Annotated in this window: 18 protein-coding genes; 8 read left to right on the plus strand and 10 right to left on the minus strand. The window is 60.2% G+C overall.

Translation table 11 applies throughout. The features are described from left to right. Window positions 1–23: 23 nt before the first annotated feature. From WGT02_RS13945 to WGT02_RS13955, 3 genes are read right to left on the minus strand one after another with little or no spacing between them, the layout of a single operon-like run. On the minus strand, window positions 24–1,052 hold the full coding sequence (locus WGT02_RS13945) for an ABC transporter ATP-binding protein (protein ID WP_024313532.1): 1,029 nt from the start codon (window positions 1,050–1,052) through the stop codon (window positions 24–26). Further along, entirely contained in the window at window positions 1,040–2,734 is a 1,695-nt protein-coding gene (locus tag WGT02_RS13950) for an iron ABC transporter permease (RefSeq protein WP_208250183.1), read from the minus strand. Before WGT02_RS13950 ends, WGT02_RS13945 begins: the two co-directional genes overlap by 13 nt. A gap of 17 nt (window positions 2,735–2,751) precedes the next feature. After that, complete coding sequence (locus WGT02_RS13955; protein WP_208250181.1) at window positions 2,752–3,729, minus strand: ABC transporter substrate-binding protein; 978 nt, start codon at window positions 3,727–3,729, stop codon at window positions 2,752–2,754. A 162-nt stretch (window positions 3,730–3,891) separates the two neighbouring features. Here WGT02_RS13955 and WGT02_RS13960 point away from each other — a divergent pair, with 162 nt between their 5' ends. Then, window positions 3,892–4,950: an aldo/keto reductase gene (locus WGT02_RS13960; protein ID WP_024313534.1), complete on the plus strand. Its 1,059-nt coding sequence runs from the start codon at window positions 3,892–3,894 to the stop codon at window positions 4,948–4,950. Between the two features lie 25 nt (window positions 4,951–4,975). Here WGT02_RS13960 and WGT02_RS13965 read toward each other — a convergent pair whose 3' ends face one another. Continuing rightward, window positions 4,976–6,196 (minus strand): PLP-dependent aminotransferase family protein, encoded by a 1,221-nt coding sequence (locus WGT02_RS13965; RefSeq protein WP_024313535.1) that lies wholly within the window; start codon window positions 6,194–6,196, stop codon window positions 4,976–4,978. Between the two features lie 196 nt (window positions 6,197–6,392). After that, window positions 6,393–6,845 carry a YidB family protein gene (locus WGT02_RS13970; RefSeq protein ID WP_024313536.1) on the minus strand — a complete coding sequence of 151 codons (453 nt, stop codon included), beginning with the start codon at window positions 6,843–6,845 and terminating at the stop codon, window positions 6,393–6,395. A 152-nt stretch (window positions 6,846–6,997) separates the two neighbouring features. On the opposite strand from WGT02_RS13970, the gene WGT02_RS13975 reads away from it, so the two are divergent. Both WGT02_RS13975 and WGT02_RS13980 read left to right on the plus strand, forming a co-directional pair. Continuing rightward, on the plus strand, window positions 6,998–7,255 hold the full coding sequence (locus tag WGT02_RS13975) for a GlsB/YeaQ/YmgE family stress response membrane protein (RefSeq protein WP_024313537.1): 258 nt from the start codon (window positions 6,998–7,000) through the stop codon (window positions 7,253–7,255). 91 nt (window positions 7,256–7,346) lie between these two features. Continuing rightward, the gene (locus tag WGT02_RS13980) at window positions 7,347–7,934 is read left to right on the plus strand and encodes a bifunctional 2-polyprenyl-6-hydroxyphenol methylase/3-demethylubiquinol 3-O-methyltransferase UbiG (protein ID WP_208250179.1); all 588 of its coding nucleotides are present in this window, start codon (window positions 7,347–7,349) and stop codon (window positions 7,932–7,934) included. Between the two features lie 48 nt (window positions 7,935–7,982). Here the strand turns inward: WGT02_RS13980 and ilvC are convergent, their stop codons facing one another. From ilvC to WGT02_RS13995, 3 genes are all read right to left on the minus strand, one after another. After that, complete coding sequence (gene ilvC / locus WGT02_RS13985; RefSeq protein ID WP_024313539.1) at window positions 7,983–9,002, minus strand: ketol-acid reductoisomerase; 1,020 nt, start codon at window positions 9,000–9,002, stop codon at window positions 7,983–7,985. 45 nt (window positions 9,003–9,047) lie between these two features. Continuing rightward, entirely contained in the window at window positions 9,048–9,713 is a 666-nt protein-coding gene (locus tag WGT02_RS13990) for a TetR/AcrR family transcriptional regulator (protein ID WP_024313540.1), read from the minus strand. A gap of 138 nt (window positions 9,714–9,851) precedes the next feature. Further along, window positions 9,852–10,757: an AraC family transcriptional regulator gene (locus WGT02_RS13995; RefSeq protein WP_024313541.1), complete on the minus strand. Its 906-nt coding sequence runs from the start codon at window positions 10,755–10,757 to the stop codon at window positions 9,852–9,854. A gap of 268 nt (window positions 10,758–11,025) precedes the next feature. Between WGT02_RS13995 and WGT02_RS14000 the strand changes: the two genes are divergently transcribed. After that, complete coding sequence (locus WGT02_RS14000; RefSeq protein WP_208250584.1) at window positions 11,026–11,397, plus strand: VOC family protein; 372 nt, start codon at window positions 11,026–11,028, stop codon at window positions 11,395–11,397. A gap of 172 nt (window positions 11,398–11,569) precedes the next feature. Next, a complete protein-coding gene (locus WGT02_RS14005; protein WP_208250177.1) occupies window positions 11,570–12,616 on the plus strand; it encodes an NAD(P)-dependent alcohol dehydrogenase in 1,047 nt (348 codons plus the stop codon). A 35-nt stretch (window positions 12,617–12,651) separates the two neighbouring features. On the opposite strand, the gene WGT02_RS14010 is transcribed toward WGT02_RS14005, so the two are convergent. Both WGT02_RS14010 and WGT02_RS14015 read right to left on the minus strand, forming a co-directional pair. Then, on the minus strand, window positions 12,652–13,923 hold the full coding sequence (locus WGT02_RS14010; RefSeq protein WP_208250175.1) for an NAD(P)/FAD-dependent oxidoreductase: 1,272 nt from the start codon (window positions 13,921–13,923) through the stop codon (window positions 12,652–12,654). A 131-nt stretch (window positions 13,924–14,054) separates the two neighbouring features. Beyond that, window positions 14,055–14,519, minus strand: a complete 465-nt coding sequence (locus tag WGT02_RS14015; RefSeq protein ID WP_024313544.1) for an Lrp/AsnC family transcriptional regulator — start codon at window positions 14,517–14,519, stop codon at window positions 14,055–14,057. 160 nt (window positions 14,520–14,679) lie between these two features. Between WGT02_RS14015 and WGT02_RS14020 the strand changes: the two genes are divergently transcribed. The 3 genes from WGT02_RS14020 to WGT02_RS14030 all read left to right on the plus strand — a co-directional run bounded on the left by WGT02_RS14020 (window position 14,680) and on the right by WGT02_RS14030 (window position 17,060). Beyond that, window positions 14,680–15,399, plus strand: coding sequence for an aspartate/glutamate racemase family protein (locus WGT02_RS14020; RefSeq protein WP_024313545.1), 720 nt, complete (start codon window positions 14,680–14,682; stop codon window positions 15,397–15,399). Between the two features lie 65 nt (window positions 15,400–15,464). Continuing rightward, window positions 15,465–16,382 carry a helix-turn-helix domain-containing GNAT family N-acetyltransferase gene (locus WGT02_RS14025; protein WP_208250174.1) on the plus strand — a complete coding sequence of 306 codons (918 nt, stop codon included), beginning with the start codon at window positions 15,465–15,467 and terminating at the stop codon, window positions 16,380–16,382. A gap of 60 nt (window positions 16,383–16,442) precedes the next feature. Beyond that, on the plus strand, window positions 16,443–17,060 hold the full coding sequence (locus tag WGT02_RS14030; protein ID WP_024313547.1) for a TetR/AcrR family transcriptional regulator: 618 nt from the start codon (window positions 16,443–16,445) through the stop codon (window positions 17,058–17,060). Window positions 17,061–17,078 lie beyond the last annotated feature (18 nt).

The raw sequence follows: 17,078 nt of genomic DNA on the forward strand, positions 1-17,078 counted from the left end.
CGCTTCGCAAAGACGTTTCGAAATCAGAGGCGCCAGGCGGCCCGGGCCATCACCCGCACACTCTCGCCAACATCCAGCCGCTCCCGGCTGAACGCCCGAAGCACCTGCCCGTCGCCGAGCAACAGCTTCACGGCATAGCGCTCGCCCTCGTAGAGGATGGATTCGACGCGTGCTGCAATGCCCTCACCCGTGATAAGGACATCCTCCTGGCGCAGCAGCACGTCCACCTTCGGCCGATCACCGACTTCGTGCGACAACAAAGGTTCGAGAGCGCACCAATCGAGCAGCCTGATGTCACCAACCGGAGACGGAAGCGAGAGAATTGCGCCGCGACCGATCAAACCGCCGACCACCCGACCCTCCGGCCGGGCGTAGATTTCCGCTGGCAGTGCAGCCTGCAGAAGGCGGCCTTCGGACATGACCGCAACGTCGGTTGCGAGTGCCATCGCCTCGCTCTGATCGTGCGTGACATAGATCATCGTCGCACCCGAGCGCTGGTGGAACTCGCGAAATGTTTCCTCCATCTCCTGCTTCAGGTGGTGGTCGAGATTGGCGAGCGGCTCGTCGAGCAGCACGACATCAGGTGAGGACACGAGGCAGCGCGCCAGTGCCACCCGCTGTCGCTGGCCACCGGACAGATCGGCGGGACGGCGCTCGGCATGATTGGCCAGTCTTACGGTCGCCAGCGCCTCGCGGACCTTCTGCTTGTAAGCCTCGCCGGAGATACCGCGCACCTTCAAGGGATAGCCGACATTGTCCGCGACACTCATGTGCGGCCAAAGTGCATAGGACTGAAACACCATCGCCATGTTGCGCCGTTCCGGCGGCAGCGACCGGGAGGCGTCTGCAAGCAGCCGCTCCCCGAGATGGATGGAGCCATTCGTCGGCGCTTCGAAACCGGCGATCATGCGCAGCACCGTTGTCTTGCCGCAGCCCGAAGGCCCGAGCAGTGCCAGAAAGCCGCCATGCCTCACCTTCAGGGAAAAGTCGGTAACGGCCGCACGGCCGGTGCCGAAATCCTTGGCGAGGTGGTTGAGGATCAGTTCCGCCACGGCACGACCCCTTTCGGCAAGCGTTTTGCCAACAGTTCCAGAAGCAGCATCATGCCGACGACCATGAGGACGACGAGCACGGAAAGCGCCGATGCCAGATCGGAGCTGCCGCTATCGTCGAGATTGTAGATTGCCACGCCAAGCGTCTGTGTCCCGGCAGACCATAGGAGCGCAGAGATGGTGAGCTCATTGCAGGCGATCAGGAAGACCAGAATGACCGATGCTCCCGCCGCGGGGGCGATCAACGGCACGATGATATCGACGAGCCGCCGGAAGAAGCCCGCCCCCGATAGTCTTGCTGCTTCCTCCAGTGCCGAATCCAGCTGATGGAACGCACTGACGACAGGCTTTAGGCTTACGGCAAAAAAGCTCGAAAAATACGCGATCAAGATGATCCAGATCGTCCCGTAAAGTGTCACGTGCAGGATGGGAAGCGGCGCGGCAAACACGAGAATGAAGGACACGGCCATAACGATGCCGGGCAGCGAATAAGGGATCTCGATGAGGCTGGAAACAATCCGGCTCAGCAGGTCTTGGCGTCGCGCCAACGCGTAAGCCGAAAGCACGGTCACCACAAGGAGACACAATGCCGTCCCAGACGCGAGAGACAGGGAGTTCACGAACGCCGTGCGCGTTACCGCTTGCCGGAAAAGGATTTCATAGAAGGCGCTCGCCGACATCGTCTTGAAGGTCAGCGGCACGCCATAGGCCGGCACGAGCGCACCGGCCAGGAGAGCGAAGAATGGTGCAGCCAGCATGAAGAAAAGGCAAAGCCATAACAGCGGCTGCAAAAGGAACTTCCAGCCTCCCAATTCGAAGGCCACGGTCGCGCCGGAAAGCCCAAGCACGCGATAGTCGCGTCCACGCAAGGCGCGGTCCTGAATGGCAAGCCCGACCACTGAAATGATGGCGATGATCGCTGAAAACAGTGCCACGTCGCCGAAAGTCCGGCTGGTGAAGGCGGAGAACTTGGTGAAGATCAGCGTCGGAAGCGTATAGATCGAGGCCGGTATACCGAGGATTGCCGGAATGCCGAAATTGCCGGTGCAGGAAACGAACGAGATTGCTGCTCCGGCAATGATCCCCGGCAGCGAAAGCGGCAGGATGATATCGCGGAAGACCCGAAGACTGCTGGCTCCGGCCAGTCGCGCCGCCTCGACGCCATCGCGCGGGAGCGCCATCAGGCCAGCACGGAGAGCGAGATAGACGAGCGGCGCATGCTGCACGCCGTAGAGAAGCGAAATCCCGCCGACCGAATAGAGCGGCTGCGGCGACCCGAGTGGAGGCGCAATGTGCAACGCCTTCAGGAGCGGGCTGGAGGGCCCGGACATCTGCACCCAGGCGAGCGCCGTCACCTGCGGCGGGATCATCATCGGCAGGACGAACAGGAAACTCAGCGCGCCCTTGCCGCAAATATCCGTCAGCGTCAGCAGGAACGCGAAGGCGCAGCCGACGGCAAGCGAGATCAGCGTGCCGAGCACCGCCGTCACGAGGGTGTAGTAGGTTGCCGACCAGAGCGCCGGATCGCCCAGCACCGCGCCGACGCCACCGTTTGCAAGCGCGGCAAGGCCTGTTGTCGCCAGCCGCGCCAGCGGCAGCACGCTGAGGATCAGCACGATGATAACAATAAAAGGAAACAGCCAGACGGGCTGGCTGTTTCCAGGACGAACATATCCGCGCATCTGCTTTCCGGCGGCGATCAGTTCGAGCCGTAGATGCCGGAGAAGGTCTTGAGGTCCTGATCGGTGCTCGTCAGCGCCTCGGCCGCATTGATCGGCAGCACCTTGATGCTGTCGCGGGCCGGAAAGCCCTCCGGCAGCTTCATGCCATTGCGGGCCGGGATATAGCCGAGTTTCAGGAAGCCTTGCTGTCCCTTTTGCGAGAGCACGTAGTCGACGAATTTCTTGGCTGCATCGGCATTCTTCGAGCTGGCGAGAATGCCGACCGGCTCCGTCACTGCGGAGACGCCTTCCGTCGGGAAGACGAACTCGACCGGCGCGCCCTTGGCTTTTTCGCGGATCGGCATGTAATCGACAATCATGCCGAAGGCCTTCTCGCCTGAAGCAACCGACTTGAGGACCCCACCATTGCCGCCGGCAGCAGTCGCGCCATTGCCAGCGAGATCCTTGTAGAAGTCCCAGCCGAGGCTATCGACGCCGGCAAGCGTCTGCGCATGAAGGAGGGCAGCGCCCGACGTCAACGGGCTCGGCATGGTCACGAGGCCTTTGGCTTGCGCCTTCGTCAGATCCTTCCAGCTCGTCGGCTTGAACGCGGCAGAGGTGTTGTAGACGATACCGGTGGTGATCAGTTTCGTCGAATAATAGTAGCCGTCGGCGTCGTAGAGAGCCGCGTCATAGCTTGCAGCCTCCGGCGACTTATACGCGAGCAGCTTTCCGGCTTCCTTGAGGCGCTCGAGCGTTACCGTGTCGGCGATCAGCAGAACGTCGGCGACGGGATTGCCGGCCTCGATTTCCGCCTGCAGCTTCGCCATGATCTTCGGAGTGCCATCGCGCACCCAGTCCACTTTGACCTCGGGATTGGCGGCCACGAAGCCGTCCACGGTCGCCTGTGCATCTTCGTTCGGCTGGCTCGTGTAAAGCACAAGATTGGCGGCAGAGGCCGGCATTGCAAGCAAGCTCGCGGCAAGCAGCGTGGCGGCGGAAACGATCGTCTTCATGATGGATCCTCGATGATGGGAGAACCGTTCCTTAGCCATCGCGGATAACATGATTGTGACAGTCGGCTTCGGCACGAGCACGCCGACCTCTGCCCTTGACCCGCCTGCTCCGCCCCTATCTTCTACCGCACGTTCTGACATGTTCATTTTGGAGGAAGGCATATGGAATACCGGCTTCTCGGCCGTTCTGGTCTCAAGATTTCGACCGTGACGATGGGCACGATGACGTTCGGTGGCCAGGGCTGGGCGAAAATGGTTGGCGATCTCGGGGTTGCCGAAGCGCGCAGGCTTGTCGATATGTGCATCGACGCCGGCGTCAACCTGATCGATACGGCCGACGTCTACTCGCAGGGCGCCTGCGAAGAAATTCTCGGCGAGATCATCGGCGGGCCGCGCAAGAACGGCGTTCTGGTCGCCACCAAGGCACGCTTTCGCATGGGAGACGGCCCGAACGATACCGGCTCTTCGCGCTATCATCTCATCAGCGCCTGCGAAGCCAGCCTGCGGCGCCTGAAGACTGACGTCATTGATCTCTATCAGCTTCACGAATGGGATGGGCAGACGCCGCTGGAAGAAACCTTGGAGGCGCTCGACACGCTCGTGCGCCAGGGCAAGGTCCGCTATGTCGGCTGCTCGAATTTCTCAGGCTGGCACATCATGAAGGCGCTCGGCGTCAGTGAGAGAGAAAAGCGGGAGCGGTTCGTCAGCCAGCAGATCCACTACACGCTCGAAGCGCGCGATGCGGAATATGAACTGCTGCCCATCAGCGTCGACCAGGGGCTCGGCGTGCTGGTCTGGAGCCCGCTCGCCGCCGGCCTTCTTTCCGGCAAGCACCGCCGCAACCAGGCCGCGCCCGAAGGCTCGCGTCAGTTTGCCGGCTGGACCGAGCCGCCGATCCGTGACGAAAACCGCCTCTGGAATATCGTGGAAACGCTGGTAGCGATCGCCGACGAGCGCGGCGTGTCGGCAGCCCAGGTGGCGCTTGCCTGGCTGATCGGCCGCAAGGCGGTGACCTCGGTGATCATCGGTGGCCGGACCGAAGCCCAGTTCAAGGACAATTTGGCTGCCGCCCAGCTGAAGCTGACCGAGGACGAGCGCAAGCGCCTCGACGCCGTCAGCCTGCCGCCGGTGCTTTATCCGTATTGGCACCAGCTCAACACGGCAAGCGACCGGCTGAGTGAGGCCGATCTGGAATTGTTCGGCCCGCACTTGAATCGTTAGTTGTTCCTGAAAAGTCGGCGGCCGATCAGCCGCCGGTTTCGCCAGCGATCAGCGCGCCAAGGCGGCTGATCCCCTCCTCGATCATCTGCTCGTTCGCGCAGGAGAAGCTGACGCGGAATGTATTCTCGCCCGAACCGTCGGCGAAAAATGCCTTGCCGGGGACGAACGCGACCTTGGCCGTTTCCAGCGACTTGGCGAGCAGCTTCGCGCCGTCCATACCCTTCGGCAGCGTCACCCAGATGAACATGCCGCCTTCGGGCTTCGTCCAGCTCGTGCCGGCAGGCATATATTTCTCCAGCGCCGCCAGCATGACGTTGCGGCGATGGCTGTAGACCGACCTGATCTTGGCGACCTGCGCGTCAAAGCCGCGCTCCGCGACGTGCGCGATCGCCATCTGATTGATCGTCGAGGAATGCAAGTCAGCCGCCTGCTTCATCAGCACGAGCTTGCGGATCACCAGAGCATTGGCAACGATGAAGCCGACACGCAGGCCCGGCGCCAGCGTCTTGGAGAAGCTGCCGCAGTAAATGGTGCGCGTGTCGTTGATATTCCCCTTCTTGGCAATTTCCGTCGCCAGGATCGGTGCGATCGGCGTCCCATCGTAACGCAGCGACTGATAGGCTGCGTCTTCGATGACCGCGATATCGAGCTCCTCTGCCAGGGCGAGAACCTTCTCTCGTCCGGCTTGATCGACAGTCTCGCCCGTCGGATTGGCAAAATCGGCGGAGAGATAAGCGAACTTCACCTTCCCACCCGCAGCTGACGCCTGCGCCCTAAAGGAGTCTGGCGTGCGATTGCCGTTCGGCGTCAGCTGATCATAGGTCGGCTCGTAAGCATTGAAAGCCTGCAAGGCACCGAGATACGTCGGCCAGGTGACCAGCGCCGTGTCGTTCGGCGAGAGGAAGAGCTTGCCGAGATAATCCAGACCCTGCTGCGAGCCGGAAACGATGAAGACGTTATCGAGGTCGCAAGGGATGCCGATGGCAGCCATCTGCTTGATCAGCCATTCGCGGAGCGGCTTGTAGCCTTCGCTGACGGAATACTGCAGCGCCGAGTTCACGGCCGAACTGTTGAAGATATCGGCGTAAGCGGCCTTGAATTCCTTATCGGGGAAAAGTGCCGGATCCGGAATGCCGCCGGCAAAGGAAATGATGTCAGGGCGGTCAAGAAGCTTCAGAAGCTCGCGAATCTCCGATGCACGCATCCGTGAAGAACGCGTCGCGAATATGCTTTCCCAATTCAACATGGGCATTTCCTCGCAATTTTTTGTCTTTGGGCGACAGAACCACGCAACAAATGATAAGTCAACATTACTGACCTATTTGTTTGTCACGGTGACAAGTCTGCGCGCCTTTTAGTCCAAAAAATCTGCGACAGCGACTGGAAAACGTTACAGAAAGGCCCCGTTCCCGGAAGAAACAGGGCCTTCTTGTCTAGCAAGATCACGAACGGAAAAGCGTTGCGATCTGCTCTTGTGTCGGTAGCTGGCCCCGCGGCGTCAGTTTGTCGACCACGCCAGGCAAGACGTTCGACAGTTGGTTCAGCAGCTCTTGCTCACTGATTCCCGCCTGCCGTGCGAGATCACTGATCGTCTTGGAACCGAGCGCATCATTGAGATTGCCCGGTGCGATCGGCTTGTTCTGCCCGGGCTGGACCCACGAGTCGACCGTATCGCCCTGCCCGGCTTCCGTCAGCTTGCCGAGAAGACCACCGAGCCCACCGAGAAGTCCGCCGTCGCCGGTCTGCGGATTGGCCTGCGGATTGGCCTGCTGAGTGGCTGGATCCGCCTGGCTGCCGCCGGCACCGAGAAGCTTTCCCACCAGCAACGCGCCAAGAGCAATCATGATCGGCTTCGATATATTTCCGCCTGGAACGGCGTCATCAAAGATACCCATGCCATCCTCCTTTTCGGTTTCTTCATTTCATTGAACAACAACTGTACAATGAAAGCATAAGGTTCTCGCGAACCTTGAATTCCCCGACCAGCTATTTAGCTTGAACGGGAAGATGGCCTGAATATTCAACCAATCAAGGAGGGGAATGGCAGATGTCAGTAATCGGTTGGATTATCCTTGGACTGATCGCAGGATTCATCGGAAGCAAGATCGTCAACAAGTCAGGCGCGGGCATGCTGATGGATATCGTCCTCGGCGTCGTCGGAGCAATCGTCGGCGGCGTCATCTTCAGTTTCTTCGGTGCCTCCGGCGTGACGGGCTTGAACATCTACAGCCTCGTCGTCGCCGTCATCGGTGCCGTTATCGTTCTCTGGCTCTACCACGCTGTCAGCGGACGACGCTCCATCTAGTTCGCTATTCTTCATCGAGCGAATGTGGGCTGCCTCAAAGGCGGCGGCTTTACGCGTGTAACTCCGGTCTTGGCTCATCGGGCAAACGATCATGGCGGACGAGAGTACATCTTCATTCTACAACGACAACGCGGCCACCTACGCTTCGCGGCAGCGTATTTTGCCGATTCGACGGCTGGACGCCTTTTTGTCGCTGCTGCCTCCGGGCGCAGCCGTCCTTGATTTGGGGTGCGGGGGCGGCCAAGACAGCGCCTACATGCTGTCGAAAGGCTTCGATGTGACACCGACAGACGGGTCGCCGGCAGTCGCGAAACAGGCGGAGATCCTTCTCGGACATCCCGTCGAGGTCGTGCGCTTCGAGGATTTGGACGAGGAAGAAGCCTTCGACGGCGTATGGGCCGAGGCCAGCCTGTTGCATGTCCCGCGAGTAGCACTTCCCGAGGTGCTGGAACGGATCCGCACGGCGCTGCGGCCTGGTGGCACCTTCCACGCCACGTTCAAGGCAGGCGAAGCGGAAGGACACGACGGCTTCGGTCGCTACTACAACTATCCGTCGGCGGAATTGCTCTCGGAAATGCTGAGCAATGGCGGCTGGCACAACATCGTCGTCACCGAAGGCGACGGCAGCGGCTACGACGGCAAGCCAACCCGCTGGCTCGCCGTGCGGACGCAAAAATAAAGGCCGGAGCTTTCGCCCCGGCCCGCTGAAGCAGTAGTTCGAAACCGCTTAGTTGACGCTCTTGTCGACCAGCTTGTTCTTGCCGATCCACGGCATCATGCCGCGAAGCTTGGCGCCGACTTCTTCGATCTGATGGCTATCGTTCATGCGACGAATACCCTTGAAGCGCGAGCCGCCAGCCCGGTATTCCTGCATCCAATCGGACGTGAACTTGCCGGTCTGGATGTCGTGCAGAACGCGCTTCATTTCAGCCTTGGTTTCAGCGGTGATGATACGCGGGCCGGTGACGTATTCGCCCCACTCAGCGGTGTTGGAGATCGAGTAGTTCATGTTGGCGATACCGCCTTCATAGATCAGGTCGACGATGAGTTTCACTTCGTGCAGGCACTCGAAATAGGCCATTTCCGGCGCGTAACCGGCTTCGACCAGTGTTTCGAAGCCAGCGCGGATCAGTTCGACGAGACCACCGCAGAGAACGACCTGCTCGCCGAAGAGGTCGGTTTCGCACTCTTCGCGGAAGTTGGTTTCGATGATGCCCGAACGGCCGCCGCCAACGCCGCAGGCGTAGGAGAGAGCGAGTTCAAGTGCATTGCCGGAAGCGTTCTGGTGAACGGCAACGAGGCAGGGAACGCCGCCGCCCTTCTGGTATTCGCCGCGAACCGTGTGGCCCGGGCCCTTCGGCGCGATCATGACGACATCGAGCGAAGCCTTCGGCTCGATCAGGCCGAAGTGAACGTTGAGGCCGTGTGCAAAGGCGATTGCAGCACCGTCACGGATGTTGCTGGCGATGTCGGCCTTGTAGATGTCGGCCTGCAACTCGTCCGGGGTCGCCATCATGATGAGGTCGCCCCACTTGGCAGCGTCGGCAACGGTCATGACCTTGAAGCCGTCGGCTTCTGCCTTCTTGATGGTGGCCGAACCGGCCTTGAGCGCGATCGCAACGTTGGCGGCACCGCTGTCCTTGAGGTTCAGCGCGTGCGCACGGCCCTGCGAACCGTAGCCGACGATGACGACGTTCTTGGACTTGATGAGGTTGATATCGGCATCACGATCGTAATAGACGCGCATTGTTCTTTCCTTCCCTTTGCTGGTCCTGTGACTTGTAAGAGGGCATCAGCCGACGAGCGGCATCTCCGCCAAAACCTTCTCCGTGCCGTAAAGGCGCAGGAAGGCGCAAACCGCCCTCTCCGCCTGACGCGCGGTATCCTTGAGACCCGGCTCGCCGAGCAGCATGCGAACATGCAGATCGGAAACGATCAGGCCATAAAGCGTGTGATATGCCTCGTCGGCATCATTAAAGCGTAGCAGCCCGGCACGCTTGCCGGAATCGATAAGCCCCATGGCGCGGCGATCGATCTGGCGGCGGCCCCGCTCCAGAAGCAACTTGCCGAGCTTGGAGCCGTCGCGATGCGACTGGCCGATGGCGAGGCGGTTCAGCGCCAGCGAAACGTCGCCGGCGAGAACCTCCAGCAGATCCTTCGAGAAGATGACGAGGTGATCGTGCAGGCTCACCGACGTCAGTCGCTCGCCGTTGCGCTCGAACGTGCGCACCTTGCTCGCCTGGTAGGCGATCATCGCCGACAGCAGCCCGTCGCGGTCGCCGAACCACTTGTAGAGGCTTTCCTTAGAGCAGTTCGCCGCGCGCGCGACGCCGGATGTCGTCAGCGCCTTCTCGCCGCCGTCGACGAGCAACCGCAGCGCCTGCTCCAGAACGGCGTTTTGGCGCGGCGAAAACTCGCTGGGCTCCAAATTATCGACGGACACGGTCTCACTCCCGATTAGTACCGTACGGTACGGTTCGCGGGCTTTATGCTGCAAAGCTTAGGGCGCGTCAAGCGGCATCTTACGAAAATTCCCGCCTCGTTTCGAGCCGTCGATTTCCGTCGTCAAGACCGGTCCGACGCGGCAATTGCTTGCTCAGGCACCGTCAACGGGCTCGCGCGCGGCCTCGACGTCTCTCAGTGGGGACAGGCCATAGACGCGGCTGTACTCCCGGCTGAACTGCGACGGGCTCTGGTAGCCGACGCGATGGCCTGCCGTCCCGGCATCCAGCCTCTCGATCAGCATCAAGCGCCGCGCCTCATGCAGCCGCAGCTGTTTCTGGTACTGTACTGGCGTCATCGCAGTAATTGACTTGAAATGATGATGGAAGGACGACACGCTCATGCTGACCTGGTCGGCGAGGTCCTCGATGCGCAGTGGCCGGGCAAAGTTCTGCCGCAACCAGGCAATGGCGCGGGCGATGCGGTTGCCATGGCTGTCGGCGACCGCAATGTTGATGAGCCGGCCACCGTCCGGACCGGTAAGGACCCGATATAGGATCTCCTGCTCGATCAGCGGTGCCATCGCCGCAATGTCCTTTGGACTATCGAGCAAACGCAGGAGCCGCACCGCCGCATCCAGGAGTTCGGCTGTCGCTATGTTTACGACAATCCCGCGCCCGCCTACGGGTGCTGTCGGGCGCGGGAGATCAGTGCGGCTCAGAAGATCGAGAACCTTCTCGCTGTTGACGGCGAGTGTCAGGCAGAAATGTGGAACCTCTGGGCTCGCCTCCACGACGCGCCATGTCACCGGCAGGTCGAGCGATGTCAGAAGATAGTCGCCAGCGCCGTAGTTGATGACATCGGTGCCGAGGCGAAGGCTCTTGGCGCCTTGGATAACGAGGGCGATGCAAGGTCGGTAGCTGCCATGGCACGGCGCGCTCGGAGTGTGTCGGCGGCTGATCCCCAGGCTCTCGATGGCGGTGCGGAACTCACCCTCTCCGTCCGCGTGACGCGCGGCAATGGAAGCGATTTCCTGATAAGGATTGAACGGCAAGGTCATGTAGAACTCGTTCTGAGATAGCAGGTTCACTTTATCTAAGCTTCACGGCAGCATCCTACAAACCCGTAGTCGCACTATTCGGTCTCCGGAAGCAAAGGAGATTAGTCGTCATGACGGGAATGGATCGCTAGGGGCAGCTCGACGTCAAAATCGGCCGTTGCAGCATTCGCGATACTTCCTATTCTGCCAGGCTGCAAAACATCATGCGGACGTCGCGCTTTGGTCCGGTATCTTGCGCAACGACTTTGAGCGTCTCGAGAGGAAAATGATGCGTTTTATCAATTCTATTCCTTTCGTTCGCGACATAAGTCGCTCGAAGGAATTTTATAACGAGCTGCTCGGTCTGAACATTATAGAGGACGCCGGAAATTTCGTCCTTTTCGAGTGTGGCTTTGCAATCCACGAAGGACAATCACTTGAACAAACGATCTGGGACCAGAAGCATGACGCTGCCGAACCCTATGGGCGAAGAAACTTGCTTCTGTATTTCGAACACGGCGATCTTGATGCCGCGTTTGAAAATATCGCGCCGCATGTCGAATTGATCCACGCAGTAGAAAAGCAAGCGTGGGGACAGCGGGTCTTCCGATTTTACGATCCGGATGGGCACGCAATAGAAATTGGCGAGCCACAGAGCTGAATTGCTTAGAAGATTCGCGAACCTCCTGAAATTCGTGACGCGGTCCGTTATATGGCTCTGCCCGTGAATTTTGCAGGATCGTGCAAGAAGCTTGCAGGATCGCTCTAACGCCTCTTCGTAGTCCCGAGGCATAGTCGGGCTGTCCAATTGCTCACATCAAAGGAAGTTTCAGATGGCTATTGCAAAAGGCTATGCCGCGACGGATGCGTCGAAACCGCTAACACCCTTCACCTTCGAGCGCCGCGAGCCCAATCCCGATGACGTCGTGATCGACATCAAGTTTGCCGGCATCTGCCATTCGGACATCCACACCGTCCGCAACGAATGGAAGAACGCCGTCTATCCGATCGTACCGGGTCATGAGATCGCCGGTATCGTCTCCGCGGTCGGCTCGGCCGTGACGAAGTTCAGGGTCGGCGATCGTGTCGGCGTCGGCTGCTTCGTCGACAGCTGCATCGGCTGCGCTACCCGCGACGTTGACCGTGAACAGTATATGCCGGGTCTCGTCGGCACCTACAATGACTTCGAAGCCGACCGCAAGACGCGCACCCAGGGCGGCTACTCCGACTCGATCGTCGTCAAGGAAGGCTACGTGATGTCGATCCCGGACAACCTTCCGCTCGATGCCTCGGCCCCACTGCTTTGCGCCGGCATTACGCTCTATTCGCCGCTGCGTCACTGGAATGCCGGCCCCGGCAAGAAGGTCGCGATCGTCGGCATGGGCGGGCTCGGCCACATGGGCGTCAAGCTCGGCGCCGCGATGGGCGCTGACATCACCGTTCTGTCCCAGACCCTTTCCAAGAAGGAAGATGGCCTCAAGCTCGGCGCCAAGGAATATTACGCCACCAACGATCCGGCAACCTTCGAGAAGCTCGCCGGCGCCTTCGATCTGGTGATCTGCACGGTCAGCGCTGAAGTTGACTGGAATGCCTACCTTGGTCTGGTCAAGGTCGACGGCGCCTTCGTCGTCGTCGGTGCGCCGGAAAACCCGATCCCGGTTCATGCTTTCGCACTGATCCCAGGCCGCAAGAGCATTTCCGGCTCGATGATAGGCTCGATCAAGGAAACCCAGGAAATGCTGGATTTCTGCGGCACGCACAACATCGTCTCCGAGATCGAGAAGATCAACATCCAGCAGGTCAACGAAGCCTACGAACGCGTTCTGAAAAGCGACGTTCGCTATCGCTTCGTCATCGACATCGCCTCGCTGGCTGCCTGACAAACGCAAAGGGCGGCCTGGAGCCGCCCTTCTTGTTATGTGCAATTGTCGTCGCGCATCGTTTCCTTCTGAGTGATGAGCCGCGCGCTGTGCTGACCGCTCAGGTAGATCCAGAGCCAGCTCCAGGCCACCGCAAAGCGCGAACGCGTTCCGATCAGGAAGTAGATATGGGCGATGCCCCATATCCACCAGGCGATCCGGCCTTTCAGTTTGATGCGACCGAAATCGATGATGGCGGCACTCTGGCCGATCGTCGCAAGACTGCCCCGATGTCTATAGCGAAACGGGGCGGGCGCCGGTTTTGCCGCTAGGCGCGCGCGGATCACCTTTGCTGCATAGGCACCCTGTTGCTTGGCGGCCGGCGCGATCCCCGGAACCGGAGCGCCGCTCTCCTGAATGACAGAGGCCGTGTCGCCGACGACAAAGACATCCGGAAACCCCGGCGCCGTCAGATCCTTCTCGACGATGACGCGCCCCGCCCGATCTGCCGGCACATCGAGCCACTTGGCAGCGGGCGAGGCCTGTATGCCCGCAGCCCAGACGATCGTGCGGCTTGCGATGAGTCCTTGGCTTGTCTCGACGCCTGCTGGCGTGCACTCCAGGACGCGCTCGCCGATATGCAGTTCGACACCCAGTTCTCCAAGCGCCTTGCCGGCATAGGCCGAAAGTTCTTCGGCAAAGGTCGGAAGCACGCGCGGCCCCGCCTCGACGAGCACGACCCGTGTCTTGCGCGTATCGATATTGCGGAATTCGCGCGGCAAGGTATTGCGCGCAAGCTCGACAATGATCCCGGCGAGCTCGACACCGGTCGGCCCTGCACCGACTATCGTGAAAGTCAGAAGCGCGTCACGCATAGCGGGATCGGTTTCGGTCTCTGCCCGCTCGAATGCGAGCAAAACCCGCCGTCGGATTGTCGTTGCGTCCTCCAGCGTCTTCAGACCTGGTGCAACCGGCTCCCAATCATCTCGCCCGAAGTATGCGTGCGTTGCCCCCGTCGCGAGAACAAGGCTGTCATAACGCAGCGTCATGCCGCCGCGTAATGCAACCTCCCTTCCGGCCGTATCGACACCAACGACTTCGCCAAGCACCGTCGTAACGTCCGGCCGGTCGCTATAGAGGTGGCGAATGGGCCAGGCGATATCCGAGGTCGAGAGGATTGTTGTCGCCACCTGGTAAAGCAGCGGTTGGAACAGGTGATGATTGCGACGGTCGACAAGGGTGATGCGGACACCCGCCCCCTTCAAATCGTTTGCCAACTGCAATCCGCCGAAACCGCCACCGACAACGACAACGTGGTGCTCGCTCATGCCTTGCCTTTCCGTGCCATTGCGCTACCGCAAATGTCGTCGATTGCCTGCGGCTTTCAACCTCTCCTTGGGCATAGCTCGCCTGCGTCCAGCGGTTGTTGCGGAGGTCGAATTCAGAGAATGGAAACAACTCAATCTGCGTAAGCAACCGGAATCGATGTCCCGCTTTTCAGCAATTCCATCGAGATGGACGCGGACACGTCGAAGAGTTCGATCTTGCGAACGATCTGCTTATAGATCACATCGTAGTGCTCGACGCGTGGGAGCACGATCTTCAGAATGTAGTCGTGGTTCCCGGTGAGCCGATGCGCTTCGACGATCTCGGGAATGCTGCTGATCGCCCGCCGAAACGCTTCGATCCACTCGTCGGTGTGATGCGCGGTCTTGATCAGCGCAAACACCGTCGTCGGCACGCCCATCTTCTCGCGATCGAGCACGACGATTCGCCGCGCGATATGGCCGCTCTCCTCCAGCCGCTGGATGCGCCGAGAACAGGCAGAGACCGATAGCGCGACACGTTCGGCAAGATCCGTCACCGAAATGCCTGCATCGGACTGCAAGAATTCCAGGATTCGTCGATCGCGGTCATCCAGCACCGGCCTTCCTATCTTTCATGGTTGTCGTTTGCACAATATTCGATATCCACGCAAAAAAACAGCGTACGCCGAGAATTTAAAACAAACAAAGCAAACCATTTGCGCGAGGATCGATGCAAGATTTCAGCAACAGGAAATTCCAGACGGGAGCATAAAAACAATGCAGACAATCGGACTGATTGGTGGGATGAGCTTTGAAAGCTCGGCGGTCTACTATCGCTTGATCAACGAAATGGTGCGCGAGCGCCTCGGTGGGCTCGCCTCTGCCGACCTCCTGATGCACTCCGTCAATTTCGACGAGATCGTCGCCATGCAGAAGGCGGGCGACTGGGACGCCGCCGCAAACCGGCTCGGCGACGTGGCCCTGCACCTGCAGATCGCCGGCGCGCGCTGCATGCTCATCTGCACGAATACCATGCATCTCATCGCCGATCAGGTCGCCTCGCGAATCTCCGTGCCGCTGATCCACATCATCGACGAGACCGCCAAGTCCCTGAAGGCCGCCGGACGGAAGCGCCCGCTGCTGCTTGCCACGCGATACACGATGGAGCATGGCTTCTATGCCGATCGCATGAAGAGGCTCGGCGTCGACATCGCAGTTCCCGAGGCCGCCGACCGAACTGCTGTCCACGACATCATCTTCAATGAGCTCTGCGCCGGTAAGGTGCTCGAGAGCTCGCGTGATAAGCTCCTGCAGATCATCGAGCGCGAGCGGGCCAAGGGCGCCGACAGCATCATTCTCGGCTGCACGGAAATCTGCCTTATCCTCGACCCGAACGACCTGCCCCTGCCCGGCTTCGACACGACAGAGATCCATGCCCGGGTGGCGGTCGAGTTCGCGCTTGCCGACGAAGTGGTCGAAGAGACCGTCGCTGCCTGAGTGCAAAATTAGTTGACTCAGTCAAATAAAAGCAGGACAAAATCTCCTATCAGGAGGTTTTGTCCATGTCCGACTCTGGCTTGATCGACGTCGCCCGCGACTTCAATCGCTTCTATACCAACTTTCTCGGCGTCTTGAACCGGGCCTATCTCGATACGGAGTTCACGCTCAGCGACGCGCGTGTCCTCTTCGAGATCGGCTCTCGCAAAGGTGTAAGCGCGGTCACGCTTGCCGGCGACCTGCACCTCGACCCCGCCTATCTCAGTCGGATCCTCAAGCGCTTTCGAGCCGGCGGCCTGATCGAAACACAAGCCGATCCAAGCGATCTGCGCAGTCAGATCATTACGGTCACTACCAAGGGACACGATCAGTTCGAGGAACTTGGCAGGCGCTCAAATGCTCAGATCGCGGAGCGCTTCGGCAACCTCGCCGCGGGCGAGCCGCAAAGCGTCGTAACGGCAATGACAGCCATCCGCTCGCTACTCGATCCGGACGCCGCACCCCCTCCATTGGTCATCCGCGCCCACCGGCCCGGAGATATCGGCTGGATCGTCCAGAGCCAGGGCAAGGCCTATACCGAGGAATACGGCTGGGACATGCGCTTCGAGGGCCTTGTTGCAGAGGTCGCCGGCAGGTTCCTGACGAATTTCGATCCGTCGATGGAGTATTGCTGGATTGCCGAACGCGGCGGCACCAACATCGGTTCGATCCTTGTCACCAATGGTGGCGACGGCGTTGCGAAGCTTCGCCTGCTCTACGTGGACAAGGCGGCTCGCGGCCTCGGGCTCGGCAAGATGCTGGTGGACGAGTGCATTCGCTTTGCCAAGGCAAAGAAATATCGACAAATCTCTCTATGGACGAACGACATCCTGCACGCTGCGCGCGGCATCTACTTAAAGACCGGTTTTCGCCTTGTGTCTGAAGAGAGGCACCGGATGTTCGGGCCCGAGGAAAACGGTCAGACCTGGATTCTTGATCTCTGATTTGCTGCGTCGCAAAAGTTTCACTTGATTTGGAAACGATCGTTTCCTAATTAAGTCATCATGACCATGACGACCTTCACTGGAACCACCCGCACACGCGGAAGACCGCGCGAGTTCGATCGCGATGCAGCACTGGACAAGGCGCTGCAGGTCTTTTCCGAGCGCGGCTATCATGCTGCGTCGATCAGCGAACTCACAGAGGCAATGGGCCTTGCCTCCGGCAGCGTCTACAAGGCGTTCAAGGACAAGCGCGGAATATTCCTCGCAGCCTTCGACCGGTATCGCACGGTGCGTCGCGGCCTGCTGGATGCCCGCATGGCGAAAGTCGAAACCGGCCGCGACAAGATTCGGCAGGTCCTGACCCACTATGCCCTCTCCTCCCACGGCACCTCTGGGCGGCGGGGCTGCTTGGTCGTCGGCAGCGCGAACGACCTTGCGCTTTTCGACGAAGAGGCTGCCGAACGTGTCGCAGCCGCCTTCGCGGCCAACGAAAACCTGATCGCCGACCTCCTCCACCTCGGCCAAAGCGACGGCTCGATCTCACGCGAGATCGATGTCGCCGCCACTGCCCGGACACTTCTGTGCATGACCAATGGAATGCGCGTCGTCGGCAAGACGGGGCGCAATGAGGACGACATGGCCGCTGTCGCCGAGACTGCAATGAAGCTTCTTGTGTGAATCGGGTTGCGATCGACC

It is taken from the genome of Rhizobium sp. T1470, from assembly GCF_042140505.1.
GTDB lineage: Bacteria > Pseudomonadota > Alphaproteobacteria > Rhizobiales > Rhizobiaceae > Rhizobium > Rhizobium favelukesii.